General features: G+C 70.4%; 27 protein-coding genes. 17 read left to right on the forward strand and 10 right to left on the reverse strand.

Annotated elements, in window-relative coordinates; translation table 11 throughout:
- The first annotated feature begins 2 nt into the window (after positions 1-2).
- Both D1350_RS09145 and D1350_RS09150 read left to right on the forward strand, forming a co-directional pair.
- The gene (locus tag D1350_RS09145) at positions 3-1,361 is read left to right on the forward strand and encodes a TIGR01777 family oxidoreductase (RefSeq protein ID WP_125775674.1); all 1,359 of its coding nucleotides are present in this window, start codon (positions 3-5) and stop codon (positions 1,359-1,361) included.
- 59 nt (positions 1,362-1,420) lie between these two features.
- A complete protein-coding gene (locus D1350_RS09150; protein ID WP_125775675.1) occupies positions 1,421-2,482 on the forward strand; it encodes a ferrochelatase in 1,062 nt (353 codons plus the stop codon).
- 32 nt (positions 2,483-2,514) lie between these two features.
- Here D1350_RS09150 and D1350_RS09155 read toward each other — a convergent pair whose 3' ends face one another.
- The gene (locus D1350_RS09155; RefSeq protein ID WP_125775676.1) at positions 2,515-3,915 is read right to left on the reverse strand and encodes a cryptochrome/photolyase family protein; all 1,401 of its coding nucleotides are present in this window, start codon (positions 3,913-3,915) and stop codon (positions 2,515-2,517) included.
- Positions 3,916-4,013: 98 nt separating this feature from the next.
- Here D1350_RS09155 and D1350_RS09160 point away from each other — a divergent pair, with 98 nt between their 5' ends.
- On the forward strand, positions 4,014-5,279 hold the full coding sequence (locus D1350_RS09160) for an NAD(P)/FAD-dependent oxidoreductase (RefSeq protein WP_125775677.1): 1,266 nt from the start codon (positions 4,014-4,016) through the stop codon (positions 5,277-5,279).
- A 248-nt stretch (positions 5,280-5,527) separates the two neighbouring features.
- On the opposite strand, the gene D1350_RS09165 is transcribed toward D1350_RS09160, so the two are convergent.
- Positions 5,528-6,109, reverse strand: coding sequence for a sigma-70 family RNA polymerase sigma factor (locus tag D1350_RS09165; RefSeq protein WP_240643985.1), 582 nt, complete (start codon positions 6,107-6,109; stop codon positions 5,528-5,530).
- A complete protein-coding gene (locus D1350_RS09170) occupies positions 6,106-7,704 on the reverse strand; it encodes an SDR family oxidoreductase (protein WP_420807802.1) in 1,599 nt (532 codons plus the stop codon). The genes D1350_RS09165 and D1350_RS09170 overlap by 4 nt, the downstream gene beginning before the upstream one ends.
- Before the next feature lie 49 nt (positions 7,705-7,753).
- Here D1350_RS09170 and D1350_RS09175 point away from each other — a divergent pair, with 49 nt between their 5' ends.
- Positions 7,754-8,572, forward strand: coding sequence for a tryptophan-rich sensory protein (locus D1350_RS09175; protein WP_338068154.1), 819 nt, complete (start codon positions 7,754-7,756; stop codon positions 8,570-8,572).
- Here the strand turns inward: D1350_RS09175 and D1350_RS24830 are convergent.
- From D1350_RS24830 to sigK, 4 genes are all read right to left on the reverse strand, one after another.
- Positions 8,562-8,717: a hypothetical protein gene (locus D1350_RS24830; RefSeq protein WP_206074473.1), complete on the reverse strand. Its 156-nt coding sequence runs from the start codon at positions 8,715-8,717 to the stop codon at positions 8,562-8,564. The genes D1350_RS09175 and D1350_RS24830 overlap by 11 nt on opposite strands.
- 65 nt (positions 8,718-8,782) lie before the next feature.
- The gene (locus tag D1350_RS09185) at positions 8,783-9,691 is read right to left on the reverse strand and encodes an SDR family oxidoreductase (protein WP_125775679.1); all 909 of its coding nucleotides are present in this window, start codon (positions 9,689-9,691) and stop codon (positions 8,783-8,785) included.
- Position 9,692: 1 nt separating this feature from the next.
- On the reverse strand, positions 9,693-10,538 hold the full coding sequence (locus tag D1350_RS09190) for an anti-sigma factor (RefSeq protein WP_125775680.1): 846 nt from the start codon (positions 10,536-10,538) through the stop codon (positions 9,693-9,695).
- Entirely contained in the window at positions 10,531-11,193 is a 663-nt protein-coding gene (gene sigK / locus D1350_RS09195; protein WP_125775681.1) for an ECF RNA polymerase sigma factor SigK, read from the reverse strand. Before sigK ends, D1350_RS09190 begins: the two co-directional genes overlap by 8 nt.
- Before the next feature lie 249 nt (positions 11,194-11,442).
- On the opposite strand from sigK, the gene D1350_RS09200 reads away from it, so the two are divergent.
- The 12 genes from D1350_RS09200 (at position 11,443) to D1350_RS09255 (ending at position 23,752) form a co-directional block, all read left to right on the forward strand.
- Entirely contained in the window at positions 11,443-12,387 is a 945-nt protein-coding gene (locus D1350_RS09200; RefSeq protein ID WP_125775682.1) for a ferritin-like domain-containing protein, read from the forward strand.
- Between the two features lie 125 nt (positions 12,388-12,512).
- Positions 12,513-12,992 carry a GtrA family protein gene (locus D1350_RS09205; protein WP_164545095.1) on the forward strand — a complete coding sequence of 160 codons (480 nt, stop codon included), beginning with the start codon at positions 12,513-12,515 and terminating at the stop codon, positions 12,990-12,992.
- Positions 12,989-14,446 carry a glycosyltransferase gene (locus tag D1350_RS09210; protein ID WP_240643986.1) on the forward strand — a complete coding sequence of 486 codons (1,458 nt, stop codon included), beginning with the start codon at positions 12,989-12,991 and terminating at the stop codon, positions 14,444-14,446. The genes D1350_RS09205 and D1350_RS09210 overlap by 4 nt, the downstream gene beginning before the upstream one ends.
- On the forward strand, positions 14,443-15,876 hold the full coding sequence (locus tag D1350_RS09215; protein WP_125775684.1) for an ArnT family glycosyltransferase: 1,434 nt from the start codon (positions 14,443-14,445) through the stop codon (positions 15,874-15,876). Before D1350_RS09210 ends, D1350_RS09215 begins: the two co-directional genes overlap by 4 nt.
- A 627-nt stretch (positions 15,877-16,503) precedes the next feature.
- On the forward strand, positions 16,504-17,328 hold the full coding sequence (locus tag D1350_RS09220) for a DUF4397 domain-containing protein (protein WP_164545096.1): 825 nt from the start codon (positions 16,504-16,506) through the stop codon (positions 17,326-17,328).
- Positions 17,328-18,500 carry a glycosyl hydrolase family 8 gene (locus D1350_RS09225; RefSeq protein WP_206074474.1) on the forward strand — a complete coding sequence of 391 codons (1,173 nt, stop codon included), beginning with the start codon at positions 17,328-17,330 and terminating at the stop codon, positions 18,498-18,500. Before D1350_RS09220 ends, D1350_RS09225 begins: the two co-directional genes overlap by 1 nt.
- Before the next feature lie 161 nt (positions 18,501-18,661).
- Complete coding sequence (locus D1350_RS09230) at positions 18,662-19,165, forward strand: sortase domain-containing protein (RefSeq protein ID WP_164545097.1); 504 nt, start codon at positions 18,662-18,664, stop codon at positions 19,163-19,165.
- 24 nt (positions 19,166-19,189) lie between these two features.
- Positions 19,190-19,996 (forward strand): polyprenol monophosphomannose synthase, encoded by an 807-nt coding sequence (locus D1350_RS09235; RefSeq protein WP_125775687.1) that lies wholly within the window; start codon positions 19,190-19,192, stop codon positions 19,994-19,996.
- Between the two features lie 135 nt (positions 19,997-20,131).
- Entirely contained in the window at positions 20,132-20,578 is a 447-nt protein-coding gene (locus D1350_RS09240) for a DUF4383 domain-containing protein (protein WP_125775688.1), read from the forward strand.
- 124 nt (positions 20,579-20,702) lie between these two features.
- Positions 20,703-21,461 carry a CHRD domain-containing protein gene (locus tag D1350_RS09245; RefSeq protein WP_125775689.1) on the forward strand — a complete coding sequence of 253 codons (759 nt, stop codon included), beginning with the start codon at positions 20,703-20,705 and terminating at the stop codon, positions 21,459-21,461.
- 5 nt (positions 21,462-21,466) lie between these two features.
- Complete coding sequence (locus D1350_RS09250) at positions 21,467-22,186, forward strand: class F sortase (RefSeq protein WP_125775690.1); 720 nt, start codon at positions 21,467-21,469, stop codon at positions 22,184-22,186.
- Positions 22,187-22,243: 57 nt separating this feature from the next.
- Entirely contained in the window at positions 22,244-23,752 is a 1,509-nt protein-coding gene (locus tag D1350_RS09255; RefSeq protein ID WP_125775691.1) for a PepSY-associated TM helix domain-containing protein, read from the forward strand.
- A 42-nt stretch (positions 23,753-23,794) separates the two neighbouring features.
- Here D1350_RS09255 and D1350_RS09260 read toward each other — a convergent pair whose 3' ends face one another.
- Positions 23,795-24,226, reverse strand: a complete 432-nt coding sequence (locus D1350_RS09260; protein WP_240643988.1) for an ArsR/SmtB family transcription factor — start codon at positions 24,224-24,226, stop codon at positions 23,795-23,797.
- A gap of 817 nt (positions 24,227-25,043) precedes the next feature.
- On the opposite strand from D1350_RS09260, the gene D1350_RS09265 reads away from it, so the two are divergent.
- Entirely contained in the window at positions 25,044-25,310 is a 267-nt protein-coding gene (locus D1350_RS09265; protein WP_240643989.1) for a UTRA domain-containing protein, read from the forward strand.
- 23 nt (positions 25,311-25,333) lie between these two features.
- Here the strand turns inward: D1350_RS09265 and D1350_RS23655 are convergent, their stop codons facing one another.
- Both D1350_RS23655 and D1350_RS09270 read right to left on the reverse strand, forming a co-directional pair.
- Entirely contained in the window at positions 25,334-25,471 is a 138-nt protein-coding gene (locus tag D1350_RS23655; protein ID WP_164545098.1) for a hypothetical protein, read from the reverse strand.
- A 348-nt stretch (positions 25,472-25,819) separates the two neighbouring features.
- Complete coding sequence (locus D1350_RS09270; RefSeq protein ID WP_125775693.1) at positions 25,820-26,977, reverse strand: hypothetical protein; 1,158 nt, start codon at positions 26,975-26,977, stop codon at positions 25,820-25,822.
- Positions 26,978-26,999 lie beyond the last annotated feature (22 nt).

Genomic DNA, 26,999 nt, shown 5'->3' on the forward strand with positions numbered 1-26,999 from the left:
CCATGCCACAGACCTTCTCGAGCGTCGTGCCCTACCCCCGGTCCGAGGTCTTCGCCTGGCACCAGCAGCCCGGCGCGATCCACAGACTCACACCGCCCTGGGCACCCGTCCACGTCGTGCAGGAGGCGCCGTCGCTGGCCGGCGGCGAGGCCGTGCTCGGGCTGCCCCTCGGCGTGCGGTGGGTGGCACGGCACTCGGGCTACCGACCGCCAGAGCGGTTCGTCGACGAGCTGGTCTCCGCGCCGCTGCGCTGGTTTCTGCCGTGGCGGCACACCCACGACTTCCGTACCGAGGGCGACCACACCCGCATCACGGACACGGTGCAGACCCCGGTGCCGCGTGCGCTGCTGCGGGGCATGTTCGCCTACCGGCACCGCCAGCTCAGCATGGACCTGGCGGCGCAGGCCACGGCCCGGAACAACGGCGACCGTCCCCGGGTCGTCGCGATGACCGGCAGCCACGGCCTGGTCGGCAGCGCCCTCGCACCGTTCCTGACCACGGCGGGCTACCGCGTCATCCGGCTGGTCCGAGGCCGCCCGGAGGGGCCCGACGAGCGGCGCTGGGACCCGCAGGCACCGGCCGACGACCTGCTGCGCGGCGTTGACGCCGTGGTCCACCTCGCCGGCGCCTCGATCGCCGGCCGGTTCAACGACTCCCACCGTGCAGCAGTGCGCGGATCACGCATCGGGCCGACCCGGGCACTGGCCGAGCTGGCCGGCCGCACCCGGGGCGGACCGGCCGTCTTCGTCTGCGCGTCGGCCATCGGCTACTACGGCCCGGACCGCGGCGACGAGATCCTGGACGAGTCCAGTGCACCAGGTGACGGTTTCCTGGCCGACGTCGTCGCGGACTGGGAGAACGCCGCGTCGGCAGCCGCGGACGCAGGACTACGGGTGGTCCAGGTGCGCACGGGACTGGTGCAGTCCCCGCGCGGTGGCACGCTGCGGCTGTTCTACCCGCTGTTCGCCGCCGGGCTCGGCGGGAAGCTCGGCCACGGGCAGATGTGGCAGTCGTGGATCGGGATCGACGACCTGGTGGACGTCTACCACCGCGCGATCTACGACACCGCCCTGTCCGGTGCGGTCAACGCCGTCGCGCCACAGCCGGTACGCAACACGACCTACGCCAAGACCCTGGCCACCGTGCTGCGGCGGCCGGCAGCGCTGCCGGTACCCGCACTGGGGCCACGGCTGCTGCTGGGCAAGCAGGGCGCGACCGAGCTCGCCGAGGCCAGCCAACGCGTCTCACCCGCCGCCCTGCTCGCACAAGGACACCGCTTCCGGTACGCCACCCTGGAGCCGGCCCTGCGACACCTGCTCGGTCGGGAGCACGCCGAAGCCCGTCCCCGACCCGGAATCTGAACTGCAAGAACCCCCGGATCCAGTCGGGGACTAGTCCGATGAGAGGCAACGTAGAAACCATGTCAGCTGCCCCACTGCCGTTCGACGCCCTGCTCCTGGTCTCCTTCGGCGGGCCGGAGAAACCCGACGATGTTCTCCCCTTCCTCCAGAACGTCACTCGTGGTCGTGGGATCCCCGACGAGCGGCTGGTCGAGGTGGGCGAGCACTACTACGGGTTCGGTGGGCGCAGTCCCATCAACGATCAGTGCCGCGCGCTGATGGCGGCGATCGAGACCGACCTCTCCTCCAACGGCATCGACCTTCCGGTCTACTGGGGCAACCGCAACTGGGACCCGTACCTCCCCGATACGTTGCGGGCCATGGCCGCCGACGGCGTGCGGCGCGCCGCGTACTTCGTCACCGCCGCCTACGCGTCCTACTCCGGGTGCCGGCAGTACCGCGAGAACCTGGCCGCCGCGGTGGCCACGGTCGGTGACGACGCGCCGGAGCTGCACCGGCTGCCGCACTACTTCGACCGCCCGGGCTTCGTCGAACCGTTCGTCGACGCGACGCTCGCTTCGCTGGACGAGCTGCCGACGGGTGCGCGGATGGTCTTCGTGACGCACTCGATCCCGACCGCGATGAACGACGTGAGCGGAGCCGGCGGCGCCTACGTCGCCCAGCACCACGCCGTGGCCAGGGCGGTCGCGGGCGAAGTCGCCCGACGCACCGGCGGGTCAGCTGCCTACGACCTGGTGTACTGCAGCCGGTCCGGGCCCCCGAGCCAGCCCTGGTTGGAGCCGGACGTGGGCGATCACCTGGAACAGCTCGCGGCGAGCGGCACTCCTGGCGCCGCGGTGATACCGATCGGCTTCGTCTCCGACCACATGGAGGTCATCTACGACCTCGACACCGAGGCCAAGGACGTTGCCGAGCGCGTCGGGCTGCCCTTCGCCCGCGCGGCGACACCAGGCGTCGACCCTCGGTTCGTGTCCATGGTGCGCGAGCTGGTCCTCGAACGCGCGTCGACCGAACGCGATGAGCAGGTCGTTGCGGCGCTTCGCGGCAGTCAGGATGGAACATCCGCGTACTGCCACAAGACCTGCTGCCCCAACCCGCGCGCCGCGCTGGCGGCCCTCTGAGGCAACCAGTGCCCGGGTCGACGAACCCGTTGTCAGTGAGCTCCGCGTTCGCGGCGTCTGGACTCCCGGACGGCTTCGTAACGATCCAGGGCTTCTGCCCTTTCGCGCTTGTGGTCGACGACGGGCGCGGGATACCCGGCAGGCGGGCCGTCCGGCAGGGCCCAGGGCTTGTGCACCGCCTTTCCGGTCACGTCAGCGAGCTCGGGCACGTAGGTCCGCACGTAGTCGCCGTCCGGGTCGAACCGTTCCCCCTGCAGCACGGGGTTGAACACCCGGAAGAACGGGGCGGCGTCGGTGCCGCTGCCGGCGACCCACTGCCAGCCGTGCTGGTTGGAGGCGAGGTCGCCGTCGACGAGCGAGCGCATGAAGTGCTTGGCTCCCCACCACCACGGCAGGTGCAGGTCCTTGACGAGGAACGACGCGGTGATCATCCGCACGCGGTTGTGCATCCACCCTTCGGCCAGCAGCTGCCGCATCCCGGCGTCGACGATGGGAAAGCCGGTGCGACCCTCTTTCCAGGCGGTGAACAGCCGGTTGGCGTCCGGCCCGCTGTCGGTCTTCAGCGCGTCGTACGAGCGGTCGTAGTTCCGACGGGCGGAGTCCGGGCGCTGGTCGAGGACGTCGGCGTAGAAGTCGCGCCATGCGAGCTCGCTGCGGAACGACTGCGCCCCGTCCGATCTCTTGGCAGCGAGGTCGGCGAGCAGGGTGCGGGGGTGCACGCAGCCGTACTTGAGGTAGACCGACATGCGCGAGGTACCGGGCTGGTCGGGCCGGTCCCGGCCGTCCGCGTAGTCCTGGAGGTGATCGTGCACGAAGGTCTCCCACCGCTTCCGTGCTGCCGCCTCACCGGGGTCCGGCAGCTCCGCGGTGACAGGGACGTCCTCGGGCACCGGTGTCGCCTCGACCTTGACCGTCCCCGGGTCGATCCAGTCGAGGTAGTCCGCATCGGTGTCGGCCGGGTCGCGCCATCCGTGCTCGGCCCAGGCCCGTCGAAACGGGGTGAACACGCGGTAGCGACCGCCGTCGGCGCTCCGGACGCGGCCAGGTGCCACTGCGTAGGGAGAGCCTGTGCGGACCAGCTCTCGGTCCTGCTCGGTGAGCGCCCCCTCCACGGCACGGTCGCGTGCCTGGCCGTAGGGTCCGAAGTCGGCGGCGATGTGGACGCTGTCCGCGCCGATCTTACGGGCGACCCGTGGGACGACCTCGACCGGGTCACCCTCGACGACCAGCAGCCGGCCGTCCAGGCTCTCATCGAGATCTCGCAGACAGCCGTAGAGGAACCAGTGCCGCGGCGCTCCGGCGGGCGCGAGCAGTCGCTGGTCGAGCACGAACAGCGCCAGTGCGCGAGTGTTCTGCCCCGCGGCGAGGAAGGTGGGCTGGTCAGTCACGCGAAGGTCGCGGCGGAACCACACCAGCGCTGGGGAGTCATTCATGTCTGCACCAACGTAGCCGTGGCCGGTAGACGCCGCCATGCGCGTGACCCGGACGGGTTCGAAGGTCGTGGAAAGCTGGCCATACCTGGGAGGTCTCGGTGACAGATCACGACGTGGTGATCGTCGGAGCGGGCATGGCCGGGCTCGTCGCCGCCATCGATCTGACGGACGCCGGGCTCGACGTCTGTCTCCTGGAACGTTCGCAACGACCCGGCGGCCGGGTCACCACCGATCACGTCGAAGGTTTCGTGGTCGACCGCGGGTTCCAGGTGCTCAACACCTCCTACCCCCAGGTGCGTCGCCGACTGGACCTTCCGTCGCTCGACCTGCAGTTGTTCACCGCGGGCGCGTTGGTGCGCTACGGCGGTCGGCTGCATCGGGTCGTCGATCCACGCCGACACCCCGGCGGACTCGCGGCGACCGTCGGGTCAAGGCTGCTGCCGTGGAACGACAAGCTGGCACTGGCCGCCTACACCGCCCACGCGGCGTACCGACCCGTCCACCGCCTGCTCACGTGGGACGAGACAACCGCTGCCGATTCGCTACGCCGGTGGGGTCTGGGTGGGGCCGGGCTCGAGCACTTCCTGCGGCCGTTCCTCGCCGGTGTGCTGGGCGAGGACGAGCTGAACACGTCGAGCCACTATGTCGACCTGGTCTGGCGCAGCTTCGTTCGCGGTCGCGTGGGCGTGCCCGCCGCGGGCATGTCCGCCGCGGGCATGTCCGCCGTCCCGCACCAGCTCGCCGCGCGACTGCCCGACGGCATCCTGCGGTGCGGTGTCGAGGTGCACGGCGTCGACACCGGTGAGGTGCACCATTCCGGCGGACGGCTGCGCGCCCACGCGGTAGTCGTCGCCACTGATCCGCCGACCGCGGGACAGCTACTGCCCTCGCTCACGGTCCCGCCGATGCGTGGTCTGACGACCATCTACCACGTCGCGCCGGAACCGCCTGGTGCCGAACCAATCCTGCTGCTCGACGGCGACCATGACCGCATGATCGCCAGCTCGGTCGTCCTGAGCAACGTCGCTGCCGAGTACGCACCCGACGGTCGCGCGCTCATCGCGACTTCGCTCGTGGCGCCCGCCGCCCTGGAGGCTGATGAACCGGCTGTCCGCCGACGGCTCGCTCACCTCTACGGGGTCCCCACGACGCACTGGGAGCATCTGCGAACCGTGACCATCCCGAACGCACTGCCCGCCGCGCCACCACCGCTGGGCGACCTGCGCCGGTCCGTCGACCTCGGCAACGGTCTCTTCGTCGCGGGCGACCACCGCGACACGCCTTCCATCCAAGGGGCGATGGCCAGCGGCACCCGTACCGCCCAGGCGGTCCTGCGCCGGCTGAAAGCCGGAAACGCCGCCTGAGCTCCAGCTCAGCCCGAACCAGGGAGGTTTCTTGATTCGCTCCACGGCACCGGTAGCCCTGCCCTTGGGCACGACGCGTCGAGATGCACCTTGTGAGGCGCCGCACTCGACACCGGACACAGCCCAGGTTCCGGGGATGGGCAGGACGTGGCTCTCGTCACCGGCGCGTCCGGCGGCATCGGCCGGATCCCGAATTCAGATCCCACGATGGTGGCCCGCCGAGCAGTCGACGCACTAGAAGACGGCTGTCAGGCGTGCGACTTCCCTCGGTGACCGCACAGGTGTTCAAGCCCGTCACGGATGCGGGTCCGGACTTTCATGGGTTCCACGCCGAGGCGCTCGGCGACCTCACGATAGGTGAGGCCTCTGTAGTAGGTCACGGCGATGGCCTCGCGCTGAGCCGGGGCCAGCGAGTCCAGCTGACGGCGCAGGGCTTCGTCCTTGACGCCGCCACCGAGTTCATGGGCGTCGCCAGGGGCGGTCACGGCTTCCGCTTCGACATCCGGGGCGCGCGAGCCCGGGTCGCCCAGAGGCCGCTCGGCCCGGACGTGGTCGCAAGCTCGCCGGTGAGCGATCGTGGCGACCCAGGTCCTGGCGGACGTGAGTGCAGGGTCGTAGAGTGCGGCGGTCTGCCAGACCTCCATCATGACGTCTTCAGTTACCTCGGCGGCACGATCCGCGTTGTTCACCACTCCGAGCGAGACTCCAAAGGCCACCGGCGCCAGTACGTCGTAGACCGGACCGAATGTGGCGGGATCTGCTCCCACGCACGCCACGAGCGCTTGGCCGGCGCAGCCTGAGGCTGGCGAGGAGCGGCTCGCGTTGTTCATGGCCGCCTCCTGCGGCTCTGCTGTTCGGCTGCGCGAGCGATATTGCGCTGCATGCCACCGAAGACGATGCCGTGGAACGGTCTGATCGCCCACCAGTACAGCTGTCCGGGCAGACCGCGAGGGGAGAAGATCGCGCGCTGGCGGAACGTGGGGCGTTCATCGGGACCACCTTCGATGGACAGCTCGAGCCAGGCCAGTCCAGGCAGGCGCATCTCTGCGCGCAACCGCAGCAGCCGACCGGGGTCGACCGTCTCCACCCGCCACCAGTCCAGGGCGTCGCCGGGAGCGAGGCGGTCGGGGTGCCTGCGGCCCCGCCGGAGCCCCGGCCCGCCGAAGAGGCGGTCCATGAGACCGCGGGCCGCCCAACCCAGTCGCCAGGAGTACCAGCCGTGTGCGCCGCCGATGCCCTCGATCACGGTCCAGAGCGCCTCGCTCGTCGTGTCCACCTCGCTGGACCGGTCGTCCACGAGCAGACTTCCGCCGGCCCAGTCCGGGTCCTCCGGCAACGGGTCCGACGGCGCGCCAGGTGTGGAGGCGGAGACCCAGCTCGTGCGCACGTCCAGGTCGTGAATCCGGGCGAGCGCGAGCTCGACCGCCGTGTCGAAGTCGATGAGTCCCTCGGGTGGGTCGGGCACGTACGTCTTGATGTCGTGCTCCTGGGCCACGACCTCGTGCACCAGAGAGCCCACCAGTGGTCGCGCGATCCCTGGCGGCACGGGGGTCACCAGGCCGACCCAGTGGCTGGCCAGCCCGGGTGTCAGCACGGGCACGGCACGGATCAGCCGCGGGCGCAGCCCGGCGACGGCGGCATAGCGCTGCATCATCTCGCGGTAGGTCAGCACCTCGGGTCCGCCGATGTCGAAGCCTCTGCTGACCGTGGCCGGGATGCTCGCCGCGGCAACGAGGTAGCGCAGGACGTCGCGCACTGCGACGGGCTGGATGCGGTTGTTGATCCAGCGCGGCGCGACCATCGCCGGCAGCCGCTCCGTCAGGTAACGCATCATCTCGAACGACGCGCTGCCCGAGCCGAGGATCACCGCGGCCCGCAGCACGAGGGTCGGCGCGCCGCCGTCGAGCAGGATCCGCTCGACCTCCCGACGGGACTCCAGGTGAGGTGAGAGGCGCTCACCGTCCGGGTACAGGCCACCGAGGTAGACGACTCGGCCGACACCGATCTCCCGCGCCACGACCGCGAAGCCGCGCGCAGTGCTGCGGTCGCGCTCGGCGAAGCCCGGCCCGGCACCCAGCGCGTGGATCAGGTAGTAAGCGACGTCCACGCCGTCGAGCGCCCTGTGCAGGTCGTCGCGCGAGGTGGCGTCGCCGGCGACCACCTCAACCTCGCCGGACCAGTCGCGGGAGGCGACCCGGTCCGGGTGGCGGGCCAGCACGCGCACGTCGTACCCCGCGGCCAGCAGCTCAGGCACCAACCGCCCCCCGATATATCCGGTGGCCCCGGTCACCAGGACGCGCGCCCGGCCCGTCACCGGCCCGTCCGCCGTCGTTCGATCCAGGTCATCGCGACTGCTCCCGCTTCCTCGCTCGGCCCCTATGTGACTGGTGGGATTCCTAGATAGGCTAGCGAATGTCGCGGCCATCGGCCTGCCGTGACCTGACCGGGTCCGTGCGGCCCAGGAGGAGGACCTCGTGACGAAGAACCAGACCGACATGCGCGCCAAGGACCGGTCCCAGCAGATCATCGTCACCGCCAGCTTCCTGGTGTGCCTGGTCGGCTCCATGATCGGGGTCGGCGTGCTCGGTGGCACCCCGATCGCGTCAGCGGCAGACGGCGCGCTCGCCGCCGACGCCACGCTCCTCGCCCCGGCCTCCGGAGCGTTCTCCGTGTGGACCGTGGTCTATCTCGGACTGGCCGGATACACGGCGCTGCAGTGGTTCCCGACAGCGGCATCCGCTGCCCGGCAACGCCTCCTCCGGCTGCCCGTCGCCGGGACGATGCTGCTCAACGCGACATGGATCCTGGCGGTCCAGGCCGGTTGGATCTGGGTGAGCGTTGCGGTCATCGCGGCGCTGCTCGCCCTGCTCTGCCGGGTCCTGGTGATCCTGATGCGGTCCCGTGCGAGCGGAGCGTTGGAGCGCCTGCTCGTCGACGGGACGCTCGGCATCTACCTGGGCTGGGTCTGCGTGGCCACCGCGGCCAACGTCGCGGCAGCCCTCACCAGTTCCGGTTTCGACGGAGGCGGCCTCGACCCGGAGTGGTGGGCGGTCTCGACACTGGTGGTCGTCGGCGGAATCGGGATCGCCCTGGCGGCACGGAGCAGAGGCCGCATCGCCGTGGCAGCGGCCATCGCCTGGGGTCTGGCCTGGATCGCCGTGGCCCGCTGGGCCACCACGCCGAACTCGGAGCCAACGGCGACAGCCGCTGGTGCAGCCGCCGTCGCCGTGCTCGGCGTCACCCTGGTACTGCGCGTGCGCGCCGCCCGCCAGACCGGCGCCGTCAGAGCATGACTTGGGCAGCGGAGCCGCCGGCCATGCGGACGAGGAAGCTCTCGACCTGCCGACGAGCACCGTGTCCGCATCGGTAGCCGCCGCCGGAACGACCGAACCCGTGCTTGGCCCGGAAGATGTCGAGGTTGCCGAGGGCGTCAAGCACGATCGCCTGATCCCGGAGGACGACACGCCCGCCCTGGCGACCCAGGTACCTCCGAGGAGCACCACCTACCGGGTAGGAACGGCGGTCGACGTGATCTCCTCGGCAGTCGACCAGAGGCGGGCCGTCGTCGCGGCGTCGCGCATGCGTCGGCTCAGACCTGCTCGATGCGGGTCACCCGTGATGAAGAACCGGGGACCGTAGTACGCACCGGGCAGGGCGGCGGGGTCGGCCGCGGCGAACAGGATCGAACCGGTGCCCTCCGGAGACTCCATGTTGGGCAGGGGCCAGCCCACCGGTCGAGTGACCGGCCGCTCCCGGCCGAGGCTCGGTCCGGCGGTCTGCAGGTTCGTCCGTGTGAAGCCGGGGTGGGCGGCGTTGCTGACCAGGCTCCAGCCCCGCGTCTCGGCCAGGTGCGCGAGGTGCCGGGCGAGGTGCACGTCGGCGAGCTTCGACTGCGCGTACGCCTCCCACGGGCGGTACTGACGGCGTTCCCAGTCGAGGTCGGCGAAGTCGATGCGGCCCAGGTTGGCGGCGCCTGAGCTCATGGTGGCGACGCGCGGTGCGGGCGCGGCCAGAAGCAGTGGCAGGAGCAGGTTGGTCAGGGCGAACGGGCCCAGAAAATTGGTTCCCCACTGCAGCTCGTGACCGTCGGCGGTCTCGTGACGCCGGGGCGGGACCATCACGCCGGCGTTGTTGACGAGGGTGTCGAGCCGGTCGAGGTCGCGCTGCAGGCCGTCGGCGAACGCACGTACCGACGCGAGGTCGGCGAGATCGACGACGCGTACCTCGGCCTGCGCGTCCGGCCGGGTTCGCAGGGTCTCGGCGAGCGCTTCGGCGCCCTTCTCGGGGTCGCGGACGGCGAAGATCACTCGGGCGCCCGCCGCCGCCAGCCGTTTGGCCGCCTCGCGGCCCGTGCCGCTGTTGGCGCCGGTGACGACAGCGGTACGACCGGTCTGGTCAGGGACGGGATACACGTCAGGCACCCAGGACCACTACCGGGTCGGTGGTCGGCTGCTCGGACCCGGTCTCGGGTTCGACCGAGACGGCCAGGCCGACGCCGTCGGACCCTCGGACCAGCGAGGACGCCTCGCCGTCCTGCCAGGACAGGACGCCCGCGGAGGAGACGCTTCCGTCGGCCTTGACGATCCAGAGCTGGTAGGTGCGGCCTTGGTCGGGCTGCGGCAGCCCGTCCGCACGGAAATACATGTCACCGTCCGCGACCAGCATCGACGCCTCACCGCCGCCATCGACGGTGGCGCGACGGATCGAGGCGTCCGGGTCGGCAAGCATCTCGGACACGATCTCGCTCTGCTCTCGCAGCTGGTTGCGTTCCGCGGTCACCTGCACGGCGATCGTCGTCGGGAAGGCGATCGCTGCCGCCGCCGCGACCGCAGCGACCGCAAGGCCCCAGCGGCGTCGCTGCCGACGAGCGGCGAGATCTAAGACGTCGCTGTCGCCGGTGCCGTCCGGCGACGGACCGCTCTCCGGCGCGCCCGGCGTCGCCCACGTCGAATCGGCATGCGGCACTCGGTCGGCCGCCGCGGGAGCGAACCGAGCACCCGTGGCCGGGTGCTGGGGCGTGGTCCGCACGCGCTCCAGAACATTGGCTCGCACGAAGGTCGGCGGCTCGGTCTCGACGGCGAAGGCCGCGACGACCTCGCGGTACTCGTCCAGCGACCGTCGCGCGTCGGCATCCGTCTCCAGCAGGCGCTCCACGGCAAGTCGGTCCGCGTCATCGAGAGCGTCCAGGGCGTACCCGGGCAGCAGGTCCCAGGCGCCCGAACGCAGGCTCCGCGCGCCGGTGCTCGTCCTGTCAGCCATGACGCACCCCCAGGCACTCCCGCAGACGGTTCAACCCGTCACGGATCCGGCTCTTGACGGTCGGCAAGGCCGTGTCGAGCTGCTCGGCAACCTCGCGATAGGTCAGGCCGCCGTAGTACGCGACCACCACCGCCTCGCGTTGGGTCGAGGTCAGGCCCTCGATACAGCGCCGCACCGCGGCTCCCTCGAGCTTGCGCTCGACATCCTCGACCACGACGTCGCGCGCCTGGCCGGTGCGCAGATCGGCGTCGCGCTGGTCGCGGTCCCGGTGCGCCTGCTCCGAGCGGACACGGTCCACCGCGCGACGCCGGGCCAGGGTCGCGACCCAGGTACGGGCAGAACCACGCGCCGGCTCAAAACGTGCCGCCGTCTGCCACACCTCCACCATCACCTCCTGGGTCACCTCGGCCGCATGGTGGGGATCGCGCAGGACGCCGAGGGCGGCACCATACGCCACCGACCCCAGTGCGTCGTACACGGGGGTGAACGACGCGGGGTCGCCGTGCGCGCACTTCACGAGGAGAGCGTCGACGACGTCCTGTGACGAGGTCCGGGTAGGTGGTGAGGCCACCGCTCCAGTCTGCCCCAAGAATGCCCTGGCGCTCGCGGCCGGCGCAGCCGGTGCCGAATGCGGCTTGGACAGCGTGATCGTCATCCGGCCACCACCGCCCTCCGCAGCTCGTCCCGCACAGCACGTACGTCGTCCTGCCCGGATGGTTCGGCGCCGACACGCTTCCGGATGGGGTGACCCGCAACACATGGTCGACCAATCCGCAAAGCCCAGTGCTCCGAATCCACTACGCATCCCGGGGGTGGATCAGGAGCTCGACCGCGTAGGGCCGAGCCTTGACCGCTGTGCGTCCGGGCGTGCGCTGTCCCATCCATCAGAGTGAAGGGGTTCACGATGTTCGGAAAGAAGATGGTGGTCGAGATGATCGGCCGCAGCACGGCGAGCCAGCCCGACCGGCGCAATTTCCTGCGGGCGGCAGGGGTGGGCGGCCTCGGTGTCATCGGCGGCGCGACCCTGCTCGCGCAGAACACGCCGAGCGCGGTGGCCGAGGAGAACAGCAGCAAGACGATCAGCGACGAGGCGATCCTCAACTTCGCCCTCCAGCTGGAGTACCTCGAGGCACAGTTCTACGCCTACGCCGCCACCGGCCACGGGATCGATGACTCGCTCACCGACGGTCGAGGTTCGATCGGCAAGGTCACCGGGGGAGCGAAGGTCCCGTTCAAGTCCAAGCGGATCCGCCAGTACGCCCAGGAGATCGCCGGCGACGAGCTCGCCCACGTCACGTTCCTGCGCACCGCGCTGGGTGGGGCCAAGGCGGCCCAGCCCAACATCGACCTGAAGCACAGCTTCACCGCCGCGGCGCAGGCGGCAGGCCTGATCGGCCCTGGTCAGTCGTTCGACCCGTTCGCGGACGAGGACAGCTTCCTGCTCGGGGCCTACATCTTCGAGGACGTCGGTGTCACCGCCTACAAGGGTGCCTCACCGCTGATCAGCAACAAGACGTACCTGGAAGCCGCTGCAGGAATCCTGGCCGTCGAGGCCTACCACGCAGGGGTGGTCCGCAGCGCGCTGTTCGAAAAGGGTCTCGCCGATGCGGCGAACGCCATCTCCGATGCCCGGGACAGCCTCGACGGCACGACCGACCTCGATCAGGGGATCGTCACCAAGCGCCGCGCTGCCAACCTGGTGCCTACCGACGCCAGTGGCATCGCCTACAGCCGGACCCCGGGCCAGGTGCTCAACATCGTCTACCTGAACCCCGGCCAGGTGAGCGAAGGAGGCTTCTTCCCCAACAGTGTCAACGGCACGTTGCGGGTCAGCCAGAACAACGGCTGAGTCCGCATCAGGCCGGCGGCCGGGTGAGTCAATGTCACCCGGCCGCCGACCGGCGCACCGCCGGCCGGACGAGGTGCCCACAAATCAAGTCCAATCCGGTCCAGTGACGGCTCCGAACCCGCGACATGACCTTTGCCGCTACTGCTCCGCTCGCGGCCTTGTCCCGCATCATCCCCGTCCTCCGTCGTCCTGTCGGCTCGCAGCTCGCCGCCTTCGGAAGCGTGGGGCTAGTCGCCTTCCTGGTCGACGTCGGCCTCTTCAACGCGCTGCGCGCGACGATCCTCGCGGATCAGGTGATCTGGGCCAAGGTCGCCTCCGTCACGGTCGCTACCGGCGTCGCCTGGCTGGGGCACCGTTACCTCACCTTTCGCCGGACTCGGCAGACCGCGATCGGCCGAGAGCTCCTCCTGTTCGTGCTGGCGAACGGCGGGGGCCTGCTGATCGCCGCCGGCTGCCTCTTCGTCTCGCACCACCTGCTCGGCCTTACCTCCGCCGTAGCCGACAACGTCGCAGGGAACGTCGTCGGGCTGGCGCTCGGTACCGCGTTCAGGTACTCCGCCTATCGCTTCCTTGTCTTCGCCCCGACCCGGAAGGACAGATCGTGACGACGCCGTTCATCGTCCGCCATTCAGACTCGCCCCCAGGTCCGCTCCTCACGCCCGAGCCCGTACCGGCCGGTGCTCCGACCGACGTGCCGAACCGCGGCCTCGACACCGGCCTGCTCGACGCGACCCGGGACGGTACGGCGTTCGACTGGAGCGCTGTCGCCGGGTACTCCGCGCTGGTGCTGCTCGCCCTCGGCCTCACGGTGGTCGCCGCGACCACCCTCTGGTGGATGCTCTACGCGTGGCGCTCGAAGGGGACGCTGGAGAGCACGGGCTTCTCCAGGACGCCGCACGCACCGACCAGCACCTTCACGCTGCTCGTCCCGGGCCGGCACGAAGAGGAGGTGCTGGGCCAGACCCTCGATACGCTCGCCGCGCAGACCCACCCCCACGTGCAGATCATCGCGATCGTCGGCGACGACGATCCGGGGACCGAGGCGGTCGCGCGGGAGGCCGCGGCGCGCCATCCCGACCGGGTCCAGGTGGTCGTGGACGACAGCGTCCCGAAGAACAAGCCGAAAGCGCTGAACCGCGCGCTGCCCTTCGCCACGGGCGACGTCGTCGGTGTCTTCGACGCGGAGGACGAGGTACATCCGGACCTGCTCCGGCACATCGACTCGCGGTTCACCGAGACCGGCGCCGTGGTCGTGCAGGGCGGTGTGCAGCTGATGAACTTCCGCACCAGCTGGTGGTCGCTGCGCAACGTACTGGAGTACTACTTCTGGTTCAGGTCGCGGCTGCACTTCCATGCTGGCGCGAACTTCATCCCCCTGGGCGGCAACACCGTCTTCGTGCGGCGCGACGCGCTCGAGCGCAATCACGGGTGGGACGCGGAGTGCCTGGCGGAGGACTGCGAGCTGGGGGTGCGCCTGTCCAGCCAGGGAGCCAAGGTCGTCGTCGCCTACAGCCCCGACTACGTGACCCGTGAGGAGACACCCGGGTCGCTGAAGTCCTTGTACAAGCAACGGACGCGCTGGAACCAGGGGTTCCTGCAGGTGCTGAGAAAGGGCGAGTGGCGGGCACTGCCCACCCGGTCGCAGCGCACGTTCGCGCGCTACCTGCTGGCCATGCCGTTCCTGCAGGCCGCGACCGGGCTCCTCATCCCGCTCTCCGTGTGCCTGATCCTTTTCGCGAAGGTGCCGACGGTCGTCGCGCTCCTCACGTTCGTCCCCCTCGCGCCGACGCTGGTCACCCTGGCGGTGGAGGTCGCCGGCCTGGGCGAGTTCGGGCGGCTGTACGGCGAGAAAGTACGGGCTCGCGACTACGCCCGGCTGATCCTCGGCACCGTCCCGTTCCAGGTCTTCCTGGCGCTCGCCGCGCTGCGCGCCGTGTTCCGCGAGGCGCGCGGTACCAGGAACTGGGAGAAGACCGAGCACACCGGAGCCCACCGCGAGACGGGCACGGAAGCCGTCTCGCCGGCTCCGGAAGCAGCCAGGCAGCAGGTCGCGGCATGACGGCGCTCACCGGGACCCGCGCTCCGACCCCAGTGGTCCGGGCGGGGCGCCGCCGACCAGCGGCGCGTGCGGCTGCCTGGGTGCGTGCGCACCGGCGTGCGCTGGTCTGGCTCTCACCCGTCCTGGCCGTCGGCGCCGTCGTGAACCTGGTCAATCTCGGCGGGGCCCCGCAGCGGATCGACGACGAGGGCACCTACACGGCGCAGGCGTGGGCCGTGACGAACCTGGGGGAGCTCGCGCACTACACGTACTGGTACGACCATCCGCCGCTCGGGTGGCTGCAGCTCGCCGCCTACACCGAGCTGACCGGCGCCTTCGCGCGTTGGGACGTCGCGGTGCTCGCGGCACGCGAGGCGGTGGTCGTCGCGTCGCTGATTGCCACCGTGCTGCTCTGGGTCCTCGCCCGCCGGGTAGGGCTCTCGCGGCCGGCCGCTGCTGCGACGGGGCTGATCTTCCTGGTGTCGCCGCTCGCGCTGCAGTTTCACCGTACGGTCTATCTCGACAACGTCGCGGTGCCCTGGCTGCTCCTGGCGTTCGTGCTCGCCACGAACCGGAACCGGCAGCTCGCCGCCTTCGCGGGGTCGGCGGTGGCGTTCGGCGTCGCCGTCCTGTCCAAGGAGACCTTCCTCCTGGCGCTGCCGGTCCTCGTCTGGGTCATGCTGCGCGCCTCGCACCGCGAGACAAGGCGCTACACCCTGTCGGTCGCCGCCAGCCTGCTGGTCCTGATCGGGGGGAGCTACCTGCTGCTGGCCGCCGTCAAGGGCGAGCTGTTCAGCGGGGCCGACCGGGTGAGCCTGATGGACGGCATCGTCTTCCAGCTCAGCTCGCGCGCAGGTAGCGGCTCTCTCACCGACCCGGACTCCCTGCTGAACCGCACGCTCGGCATGTGGTGGCAGCTCGACCAGGTCTTCATCGTGCTGGGCCTCCTGTCCGCGGTGGCGGCACTCTTCCTCCGCCGGTTGCGGCCATACGCGGCCCTGGTGCTGGGGCTGGCACTGTTCATGCTCCGGCCCGGCGGCTATGTGCCAGTGCCCTACGTGATCGCCCTGCTGCCGTTCGGCGCGCTCCTGATCGCCGGTGTGGCGGGCGACGCGGTCGCCCGGCTGCGTGCGAGGGGGGCCACTGGCGCAGGGCCGCGTACGGGACCGTCGCGGTCATCGCGACGGGCGCGGTCGTGGCGGTCCCGTTGTGGGGCACCCAGCTGCGCGGCTTCCTGCTCGCGGACCTCGACCGGCCGCTGCGCTCGGCCGAGGCATGGCTCGCGGAGAACGTGCCCCGTGACCAGCGCCTGGTCGTGGACGACGCCATGTGGGTGGACCTGGTGCGGGCCGGCTGGGACCGCCGGAACGTCGTCTGGTACTACAAGCTCGACACCGACCCGGCGGTCCGCGCCCAGTCTCCCAACGGCTGGCGCGATATCGACTACGTGATCACCACCGACTCGATGCGGACCTTCCCCGGAGCATTCCCGGAGATACAGAAGGCGACGGACAACTCCTTCGTGGTCGCTTCCTTCGGCGAAGGACAGCAGGCCGTGGAGATACGGCGGGTCGCAGCCTCAGGTGCTGGTGCCGCCCGTGATGCACGGGCCGAGGCGGCTACGGAACGCACCGAGCTCGGCGCCCAGCTCGCGACAAACCCTCAGGTACAGCTCGCCGACGCCGACCGCGACCGGCTCGTCGCGGGCCAGGTCGACTCGCCGATCGTCGCCCTGCTCGGGGCACTGGCCGGATCGGGGGACGTGGTCGTCTCGGGCTTCCCCGTCGTCGAGGGGGAGGAGGACCGCCCCGCACGGCAGGTCGCCGTCTCCGAGCTCGGTGACCGGCCCGTGGTCGTCGACGGCGAGCTCAGCGCGGACAGCCGCCGTCTCGTCGCTTCCCTCGGGGGCACCTACGCCCCAGCGGAGGCCCGCGTCGACGGCGACAGCCTCGTGCTGCGCTACCCGGTCTCCCTCCAGGAGGTGCTGCCGTGACCTTCGGCACCTCGGCCGGCCGCACCTTCCTGCGCTCTTCCCACCGCAAGGACACGTCATGCAGTACCACCGAAAGGAGCACACGATGAACCGTTCACGCCTCTCCCGCCTGGGGGCCACCGCGACAGCCCTGGCGGCCGTAGCCGCCCTCGCACCTATCTCGCCAGTCGCCGCGATCGAGCCGGCCGCACCTGCCACCGTGCAACAGGAGGGCACCGGGTGGTTGAGGCTCGGGCACCTCTCGCCGGACACGAAGTCGGTCGACGTCAGCGTCTCCGCGCTCAGCGGGGGCGCGACCATGTTCGAGCTGGAGGGCGTCAGCTACGGCGACGTCTCCTCCTACGAGTCGCTGCCCTCCGGCAGCTACACAGTGAGCATGGTGCCCGCCGGTGCAGCCAGCTCGACCGTGCCCGTCATCTCGCAGACCGTGCGCATCGGCCCCGAGGCCGCGACGACTGTCGCGGCCTATGGACCGAGCGAGGACCTACAGGTCCGGGCGTTCGCCGACGACCTGACCGAGCCGAAGGCCGACAAGGCCCGGATCCGTCTTATCCAGGCCTCCACGACCACGCCGGAGGTCGACGTCACCACGTCCACCGGGCAGGCGATCGTCCAGGACGCGCAGACCGGCTCCGCGACGCGCTACGCCGAGATCGAGGCCGGCGACTGGTCGCTCCGCCTCGACGGCCAAGGTGCGCGCGACACCGCCGACATCTCCGTCAAGCCTGGCAGCGTCACCACCCTGTTCGTCCTCGACACGGCCGACGGCGGGCTCACCATCCGCCCGGTGCTCGACAGCTCGTCGGTCGGCGAGGTCCCCCAGGGTGGCGTGGACACAGGCGGTGGTTTCCTCGGCTCGACCGAGGCGGCGGCGCCCGCCTGGGGGCCGCTGGGCTGGACAATCGCCTGATGCGCCGCGCGACGCTCCTCGGGGTCGCGACGGGTGCGGTGGTCGTGACCAGCGGCGCGGCAGCGCTCGCCGTCGGCCTGACTGGCCTCGGTGAGGGACCTGCCGAACGAGACCCGTCGTCCGCCCCGGTGGCCTCGATGCTCCCGTCGGGCGACGCCGGCCCGGTCGAGCTGGAGGCGCCGGCGCAGGCCGCCGCGTTCCTCGACGAGTGGGTGGACGACGGTCGCGTGGTCCGCCGCGACGAGGGCGGCGACACCGTGAGCGAAGGGCAGGCCTACGGCCTGCTCGCCGCAGTGACCGCCGACGACGAGAAGTCCTTCGACGAGATCTGGGACTGGACCGCGGCGGAACTCGTACGCGATGACGGGCTCCTGGCGTGGAGATGGGACGAGGGCCGGGTTGTTGACGACGAGCCCGCCTCGGACGCGGATCTCGACGCCGCCCGTGCGCTGGTGCTCGCGGGAGACCGGTTCGACCGGCCCGACCTTCGTGAGGACGGGTTGGGCCTCGCGGCCGTCATCATCGACCAGCTGACCGTCGAGACCTCGCTCGGTCGCATCCTCCTTCCTGGACTGTGGGCGAAAGAGCAGGACCCCTACGCCTACAACCCGAGCTATGCCTCGCCCGCCGCCTTCGCGCTGCTCGCGGAAGCAACCGAGGACGAACGCTGGACTGAGCTCCGAGACGGCAGTGCCCAGGCCACCCGAGCGCTACTCGACTCGGCGGCTCTACCGCCGGACTGGGCCCAGATTCACTCCGACGGCCTCGTCGAGGCCACGCCCGGCCCGCTCGGCCAAGGCGATCCGGTGCAATACGGGTTCGACGCTCCCCGGCTCGCGCTGCGCTACGCCGAGTCCTGCGACCCGGCCGACGTCGAACTCGCAGCCAGGACCTTTGCCACGCTCGACCGCACCGACGATCTTGCTGCTCGGCTCGACCTGGGCGGCGGTGCCCTGAGCGAGGACCGGTCAGCGCTCAGCTTCGCCGCACGGGCAGCGGCTGGGGCCGCTGCGGGCGACGAGAACTCGGGCGCGGAGGACCTTGACCGGGCGGGGGCGCTGGCTCGCGCGTACCCCACGTACTACGGGCAGGCGTGGGTGATGCTAGCGGCCGCCATGCTGACCGACGACAGCCTCCGCGGGTGTGCCGTACTGCCGGGAGCGGCGTCGTGACGGGCGGCACCGCGCCAGAGCGGTCGTACCGCACGAAGCGTGCGGGCGCCTGGACCGCAACGTTCCTGTGTCTGCTGCTGGTCAGTGGCTGCGCGATCACCAGTTCGACGCAAACCGGGTCGGAGGCATCGAGGGGCTCGTCGTCGACCACCGCAGGGGACGTGTTCGACGCGGGCACGCTGCAGGACCCGTCCGAGCCGGATCCGGACGCCGGTACCACGACTGCGGCACCGGAGACCCTTCAGATTCCGTCCATCGACGTGGAGTCCGGGTTCGAGACGCTCGGCCTAGGCGCGGGCGGGCGCCTCGACGCACCGGCCGACTACGACCTCGCGGGCTGGTACGCGAACGGCGTCGTCCCGGGCGAGGTCGGTCCCGCCATCATCGCGGGCCACGTCGACTCCAGGACGGCGCCCGGCGTCTTCGTGCGACTCGACGAGCTCGGCCCCGGCGACGACGTGGTGCTCACCATGACCGACGGCGCACGGCTCACGTTCGAGGTCACGGGCGCCGTGCGTTCGGCGAAGACCGCTTTTCCGACCGCTGACGTGTACAGCAACGTCCCCACACCCGACCTGCGCCTGGTCACCTGTACCGGCGCGTTCGACGCGTCCAGCGGTCATTACGTCGACAACCTCGTCGTCTTCGCGACGCTGAGCGACTGAGACGGCTGCGAGGAAAGGATCAGCATGCACAAGACCTTGGTCATCATCCCGACCTTCAACGAGGTGGAGAACCTCGAGCCGATGGTCGACCGTGTCCTGGCGGCGACCGACGACGTGGACCTCCTCGTGGTCGACGACGCGTCACCCGATGGCACAGGACAGCTCGCCGACCGGCTCTCGGCCCAGCACCCCGAGGTGAACGTGCTGCATCGCGCGGAGAAGAACGGGCTGGGCGGCGCCTACCTGTCCGGCTTCGCCTGGGGGCTGGAACGGGGCTACCACGCGCTGGTCGAGATGGACGCCGACGGGTCCCACCTGCCCGAACAGCTGCCGCTGCTGCTGGAGCAGCTCGCCGACCACGATCTGGTGCTCGGTTCGCGCTGGGTTCCCGGCGGAAGCGTGGTCAACTGGTCCAGGCGGCGACAACTGCTCAGCCGGGCGGGGAACCGGTACGCACGCCTCGCGCTCGGCATCGACGTGCGCGACGCGACGGGCGGCTACCGCGTCTTCAGCGCGGAGGCCCTACGACGCGTCGACCTCGAGCACGTGGCCTCCCAGGGCTACTGCTTCCAGATCGACCTGCTCTGGCGTGCGCTCGAGCGTGAGCTCCGCGTCGTCGAGGTGCCCATCACCTTCGTCGAACGGGTCCACGGCGAGTCGAAGATGAACGGATCGATCGTCTCCGAGTCGCTCCTACTCGTCACCTGGTGGGGGATGCGCCGTCGCCTGGCCGAGATCCGCACGCTCTTGCGCCACGGACGAAGACTGCCGTCCGTGCGGGCACTGTCGCACCGGACGCTCCCGCCCCTGCAGAGCCGGCCCGGTCGCTGACCTGCCAGTGCCCGAACTGTCCGAGATCACGACCCATCCGGTTGTGCCGTGGCTCCGAACGACCTACATGAGCGTTGCCGCAACCACCCGTTGCGGCCAGCGCGTGTTGGTCACAACGCAGAACGGAGAAATGCCATGGCACAGTCCACGTCCTCGACGCGCACCCGGGCACCGCATCAGTGGCTCGCCCTGACGATCGGTGCCGTCTACCTCCTGGTCGGCGCGGCGGGGTTCCTGGTGACCGGGTTCGGCGGTTTCGCGGAGCACGACCATGACCAGACGCTGCTCGGGTTCGCGGTCAACCCGTTGCACAACGTCGTGCACCTCCTGATCGGGCTCCTCGGACTCGTCATGTGGTCCGTCCCGGGCCGGGCACGGGTGTTCGGCTGGCTGCTCGTCGTCGGGTACGGGGCGACCTTCGCCTACGGCTTGATCGCCGTGAACAACCCCGACATCAACTTTCTCAACATCAACGCGGCGGACAACGTGCTGCACATCCTGAGCGTTCTGATCGGACTGGCTATCGCGCTGTGGCCCCAGCGGCAGACCGCTACTGCCTCACCCGGGTCGCCCCTGGCGTAACCGGAGGACGGCTTCTGCGCCGGGATCGACTGCCGGCGCGGACCCATCCGGATCGTCCACGGCTCCGAACCCCCGATGTCCTACTCAGGCGGCAGCTCGCCGCCAGTACCAAGGAGGATCTGTTATGCGCACGTCACGACTCGCACTCTGCGCCGCCACGGTGGCTCTCGTCGGTCTGCCCCTGGCGGCCGGGCCCGCCACCGCTGACGACCACGGCGGTGAGCTCACCGCTGAGCTCAGCCAGCTCAACGACTCCGGTGCCTCGGGCACCGCGTGGGCCAAGGTCGACGGCACCAGCGTCGAGATCAGCCTGGAGGCCCAGGGGTTGCTCGACGGTGCCCCGCACGCCCAGCACATCCACATCGGCGGGCAGAACGTGTGCCCGGCCAACGACCAGGAGGGCAGCGGCTTCGAAGGCGCCCTGCAGGTCAGCGACGCCGCCGACCAGTACGGTGCCGTCGCGGTGTCGCTGACGAAGGAGCCGGGCAAGACCGGCGCCGACGCTGCTCTCGACGTCGACAACTTCCCCGCCGAGGTCAGCTACTCCTACTCGCGGACCATCGAGGTCTCCGAGGAGGTCGCGCAGCAGATCGCCAACGGGGACGGTGTGGTCGTCGTCCACGGCGTCGACCACGACGGTTCCGGCACCTACGACGGCGACACGAAGTCGGACCTCGACCCGGCCCTGCCGTCCGAAGCGACCGACCCGGCCGCCTGTGGTGAGCTGAACGCTGCTCAGATGAGCATGCCGCACGGTGGCGTCGAGACCGGTGGTTCCTCCACGTCGGGTATCGAGTACCCGGCAGCCCTCGGCTTCGGCACCCTGGCCCTGGCGCTCGGCGCCTTCGGCCTGGTCGCAGCCCGCCGCCGCGCCACCATCTGACGCAGATGACAACCGAGCAGCGCAGCGCACACCGCCGACGCAGAACACCGGTGCTGGTGGCGTGCGCTGCGCTGCTCGTCGTCGGTGGCGGCATCGTGACCTGGGCAGCGACCCAGCAGGTGGGCCCTCCGCCGACGCCGTCCGCGGCCACCAGCACGACCGGGCCCGAGACTTCTGCGTCCGGCACCGCCTCGGGGCCGGCGACCGCTCAGCCGTCGCCTTCGACGCCCGAGTCCGCACCGTCGCCGTCCGACGTGGCGCCCATGTCCGCTGCGGAGCCCACGGCAGTGCGGATCCCGGCCATCGGCGTCGACTCTCCGGTCCACGGGCTCGGCCTGGACGGGGAGGGCAAGCTGCAGGTCCCCAGCGGCGAGCTCTACAACCAGGTCGCGTGGTACGACGGGTCGCCGACCCCTGGCGAGGTGGGTCCTGCGGTTCTCGAGGGACACGTGACCGGTGCCGGTTACGCGCCCTCGGTCTTCTTCGAGCTGGGTGACACCAGGAAGGGTGACCGGATCGAGGTCGACCGGGCCGACGGCAGCACCGCGACCTTCGAGGTGACCGAGGTCAAGAGCAGTCCCAAGGACGACTTCCCGCGCATCGACGTCTACGGCGCGACGGACGGTCCGGAACTGCGGGTCATCACGTGCGGCGGCACCTACGACAAGGACGCGGGGCGCCACCTGGACAACGTCATCGTGTTCGCAGAGCTCGTGAAGGGCTGAACGACACCACCGGTCTCGATGGCGCCGACCCCTACTTCCCCGAAAGTGCGCACCCCAATGACCGAGACCCTCGCCACCGACACCCCTGACGCGCCGATCGCGACGGACTCCTCACAGCCGAGGACGGGCCGCCGCCCGTGGTTCGGCCCGCTGCTGCGACGGCTGCATTTCTACGCCGGGATCCTCGTGGGGCCGTTCATCCTGGTCGCCGCGACCAGTGGCGCCCTGTACGCGCTGACTCCCGCGCTCGAACAGGTGGTGTACGACCACGAGCTGCACGCACCGGTCAGCGATACGTCGCTGACTCTCGGTGAGCAGGTCGAGATCGCCCAGGAAAGCGTGGGGGTGGACGCCGTCCTGACCGCAGTGCGGCCCGCGCCCGAGCCGGGTGACACCACCCGGATCATGTTCGCGCAGGACGGCCTGGAGCCCAGCGAGTCCCGGGCGATCTTCGTCGATCCTGGCACCGGCGAGGTCCGGGGCGACCTGGTCACCTACGGGTCCAGCGGATCGCTACCGTTCCGGGCGTGGGTCTCCGACCTGCATCGCAGCCTGCACCTCGGTGACCCCGGGCGGCTGTACAGCGAGCTCGCGGCCTCCTGGCTCGGCATCGTCGTCACGGTGGGGCTCGTGCTGTGGATCAATCGGCTGCGCGCCGCTCGGCGTCAGGCCGGCGCCACCCGTCCGAAGCGGCGGCGCACCGTCTACCGGCGCGTGCTGTCCTGGCACACCACGATCGGCGCCGTCGTCGTGCTGGGCGCGTTGTTCCTCTCCGCGACCGGGATCACCTGGTCCCAGCACGGGGGCGCCAACGTCGGCGAGCTGCGGGCCGGCCTCGGCCTGCTCACCCCTGCGGTGAACACCAGCCTGGCCGACGCCGCCTCGGGCGCGGGCGACGAGCACGCCGGTCACGGGAGCGCGGGCCCGGATCACACGGGCGCGGCCAACCCGGCGACCTTCGACGCCGTGCTTGCCGTCGCTCAGCGGGTCAACGTGAACACCGGAGAGGTAGAGATCAGGCCGCCGGCCGAAGCCGGTACCGCATGGGTCGTGCAGGAGAACAAGAGCAGCGTGCCGACCGAGGGCGACACGGTCGCCGTCGACGGAACCACCATGCAGGTGGTCGACAGGACCGACGTCGCGGACTTCCCGCTGGCAGCCAAGCTCACCACCTGGGGCATCGACCTGCACATGGGGCTGCTGTTCGGCCTGGCCAACCAACTGGTGCTTTTCGTCCTCGCCCTCGGTATCGGGTCGATGGTCGTGCTCGGCTACCTCATGTGGTGGAAGCGGCGGCCTACCCGCCAGCCGCGGAGGCTCGGGGGACCGCCCCCGGCCGGGGGCGTGTTGCGCGGCGCACCATGGTGGGGCGTCGTCGCCATCGGGGTAGGAACCATCGCGGTTGGGTTGTTCCTACCGCTGGTCGGATACACACTTGCGGCGTTCGTCGTGGTCGACATCGCCGCTGGCATCATCCAAGTGCGGAGCAGGCGCCGCGATGCCGGTCAAGATCGAGCCACGCCCGACGACCTACACGGCGCTCAGCATGGCCGCGATATCGCATGATCCAGCGAATGGCACTCTGCGTAAGCAGCTACGCACAGCAGGTCACCGCGAATGGGCACAAGCCGATACTGACGGCAACGTGTCAAACCCGGGGCTTGACAACTGGTTGTCGCTCAGCGGTGGTGCGGTGGGACCCTGTAGAGCATGTGCTCTGTGTGCTGCAGGACGCCAGTGACGAGGGCGGCGACGTGTGCGTCGGGCTGCCCCGTAGTAGATGGTGGTGCCATCTCGGCGGGCGGTGACCAGATGGCCGGCGCGCAGCTTGGCAAGGTGCTGCGAGACGGCCGCGGTCGGGCGGTCGAGGGTCTCGGCGATGGCCGTCACGGACATCTCGGTGCCGTCGAGCATGGCGAGGATCGCCAGGCGGGTGCGGTCGGCGAGCAGCCGCAAGACCTGGACGGCGTGGTCGAGGTCGGCGTCCGGGGTTGTGGTCCGCTGGCTCGTTCGCGGAGCGGTGGCCACGAACGTCGTCATCGCATCCGCGCTCAGCCGGGGCTGGTGCGACGGATGATGCGCCCGAGGGGGGTCTTCACCGTCGACCAGCCCAGGCCCACCAGTACCCAGAGCACCCCGACGCAGACCAAGCCCCACAACCGGCCGACCGATGTGGCGCCGCCGCGTGCTCACCGGTCGAGGATGATCAGAGGGGGAAGGAGGTCGGCCGTTTGTGGACGGTGGCTGTGCCTCGCTTGCGCCGCGCTCTCCCCGTTCCTGCCTCGGTTTCGCCCGCATCCGAGCACCGCTGTCAACCGCCACTGACCTCTCATGGCCACCGGCTCTGCGCTAGACTCGACATGCTGGAATCGTTGAGATTCCGCCGATCCGACCCCGTCCACGCAAGCGGGCGAAGGATTTCAACCGAAGCCTTTCTGCTCGGCGGAGCGGGACGAACCCTTTCGAGCCGCATTGCGGTTCGAGCTGTGACACGGTTCCTGACACGATTACAGCCCGTGACACGCACTGTGACACGGTTCCAGCGACCACCGGCGACAACGCTTGCCTACGGATACCAACCGTGTCAGGCTGAACCCGAGCAGCGCAGAAACGGCGGAATATAGCCGTTTCTGCACCAGTATCAGGGCAATCCCGGCCCACTCAAGACAGCCTTGTGAGCGAGCGTCGAAACCCGCTCCACCAGCAGGGGGTTAGGGGTTCGAGTCCCCTTGGCTCCACCACGTCCCACCAGGGCCGATCCAATCGGCTCTCGGTGGGATTCGTCATTCCAAAGGCCGCTGCCTGACGAGCTGCCTGACTACGCGTCATCGTCGCCTTCCCCGTTCCCGCGCAGCTCGTGGCCGGTACTCGGATCCTCGACACCGACACCGGCTCGGGCGGCGTCTTCGCGCGCGTGTCCGAGATTGGTCACGCCCCGGCGCACTTCCGCGAGGACATCGTGTCGCGGATGCCGACGAAGGCTGAGCGCCTGCGCACTGCGGCTGCCACACCCGTGTTCATCGTCACCCGAACAGCGGTCACCGCTGACGGCGAGCCGGTCGAGGTCAACGTCATGACGATGGACTCGTCGGCCTACGTCCTGCCCTACGACTTCGACGCATAGCCAGGCGGAACCGCGGGCCTCGGCTAGTCGTCGGAGCGGTCTTCGCGCTTCTCAAAACCCTCGCTGGCGTGAAGGCCGGCCCAGACGAGCATGACGATGAGGCCAACGACCGCACCGGGGACGATCAGCATGGCCATGCCCATAACTGCGATGCCTTCCATGCCCGTCATCCTTGCAGGCTCGTGAGGAGTTTCCTTACTGGCTCAGGGCGCGGCTCGCCGCGCGTTCGGCCCCGCCTGACGAAGTGCCTGACGACGACCGCGACCGTGGCGGCACAAGCGTGCACGCGTACGCACGGCTTCCCGTGGAGCGAGGTCTGATCCGGCAGTCCGGACACGTTTGCAAGCAGGGGGTCAGGGGTTCGAGTCCCCTTGGCCCCACCACGTCCCACCAGGGCCGATCCAATCGGCTCTCGGTGGGATTCGTCATTCGGTGGAAGAGCACCTAGGCAGAGAAGAGCCCCCGACCGGCTTCCCGGTCGAGGGCTCTCCTTGTCCGCGGGCCAGTCGTCAGGCTTGGTCCTTGGGCGCCGACCCCTGCTCCTTCTCAGCAGCGCGGGCTGCGGCCTCCGCGATCTCCCGGGCCTTCGCGGCCGCGGAGTCGGAAGCCTTGGTCGCCGGAGCGGCCTCGGCAGCCGCGACTCCGGACTGCTTGGGTGAGGGCGCGTCCGTGGTCGCCGCCGTCGTGGTGGTCGACGTCGCGGTGGTCGACGCGGGGCTGGGCGCCGGGGCCGCGCTCGCCGGCTCCGGGATCGGGGCACCCGACGCCAAGACGTCATCGCCCTTCCGGGACGCGGTGCGAGCCCTGGTCGTGGCCTTGGCCGCGGCCGCCTTGGCTGCCTCCGAGGCCTTGCCCGCAGCCTCGGCCGCACGGGTGCGCGCCGCCTCGGCGGCCTGAGCTGCCTTGGTGCTCAGGTCCTCGGCAGCGTGTGCGGCCTTGTCGGCGGCCTCGCGACCCTTTGCGACGGCGGTGCCCGCCGCTTCGCCGACCGTCTCGGCCGCCTGGGCCACGACGTGCTTGGCATCACGAGCCGCACCCGTGTAGTCCGGCTTGGTGGCCTGCTCCCACGGCTCTGCCCATGGGTCGTTCTGCGGCTGGGCCCGCCTCCAGAACACGTATCCCACCGCCGCAGCGCCGAGGCCGAACAGCGCCCACAGCCAGCCGCGCTTCCTTCCCGAGGCCTTGTCCGCCGAGGCGGCCACAGCGTCGGCGAGGGACTGCGCGGACACCGCAGCCGCCGTCGTGCCGCCCGCCAGACGGGCTTGGGACGACTCGGCCGCCTGGGCCGCCGCGGCGTTGAACGCCGCGACCATCTTGGGCAGGATCTCGTCGACCAGCTTGTCGTGCGCGCTGTCGATGACGGGGGCGGCTTTCACCGCCGCCTTCTCGACGCGCGGGGCGGCAGCCTGCACTCCGTCCTGCCAGACCTTCTCGGCGCGCGGGGTCAGCCACGCGGCGAGCTCCGACACCTTCGGCTCAGCCCACCCCTTGGCCTGTGTGGCCCTCTCCTTCGCCTGGCCGGCAAGGATGCCGGCCTGCACAGCTGCGCGAGAACCTGCGTCAGCCAGGACCGCGGCTGCGGCTGCCGCGGACTCCTTCAGCTTCTCCGCATCGATCTGCTCGAACTTGCTGGTGTCGACGTGGTCGGTCAGCTTCTTGCGCGTCATGGAAATACCTCCGGGACGCCGG

The sequence above is a fragment of the Antribacter gilvus genome (genome assembly GCF_003946865.1).
In the GTDB taxonomy this organism is placed as follows: domain Bacteria; phylum Actinomycetota; class Actinomycetes; order Actinomycetales; family Cellulomonadaceae; genus Antribacter; species Antribacter gilvus.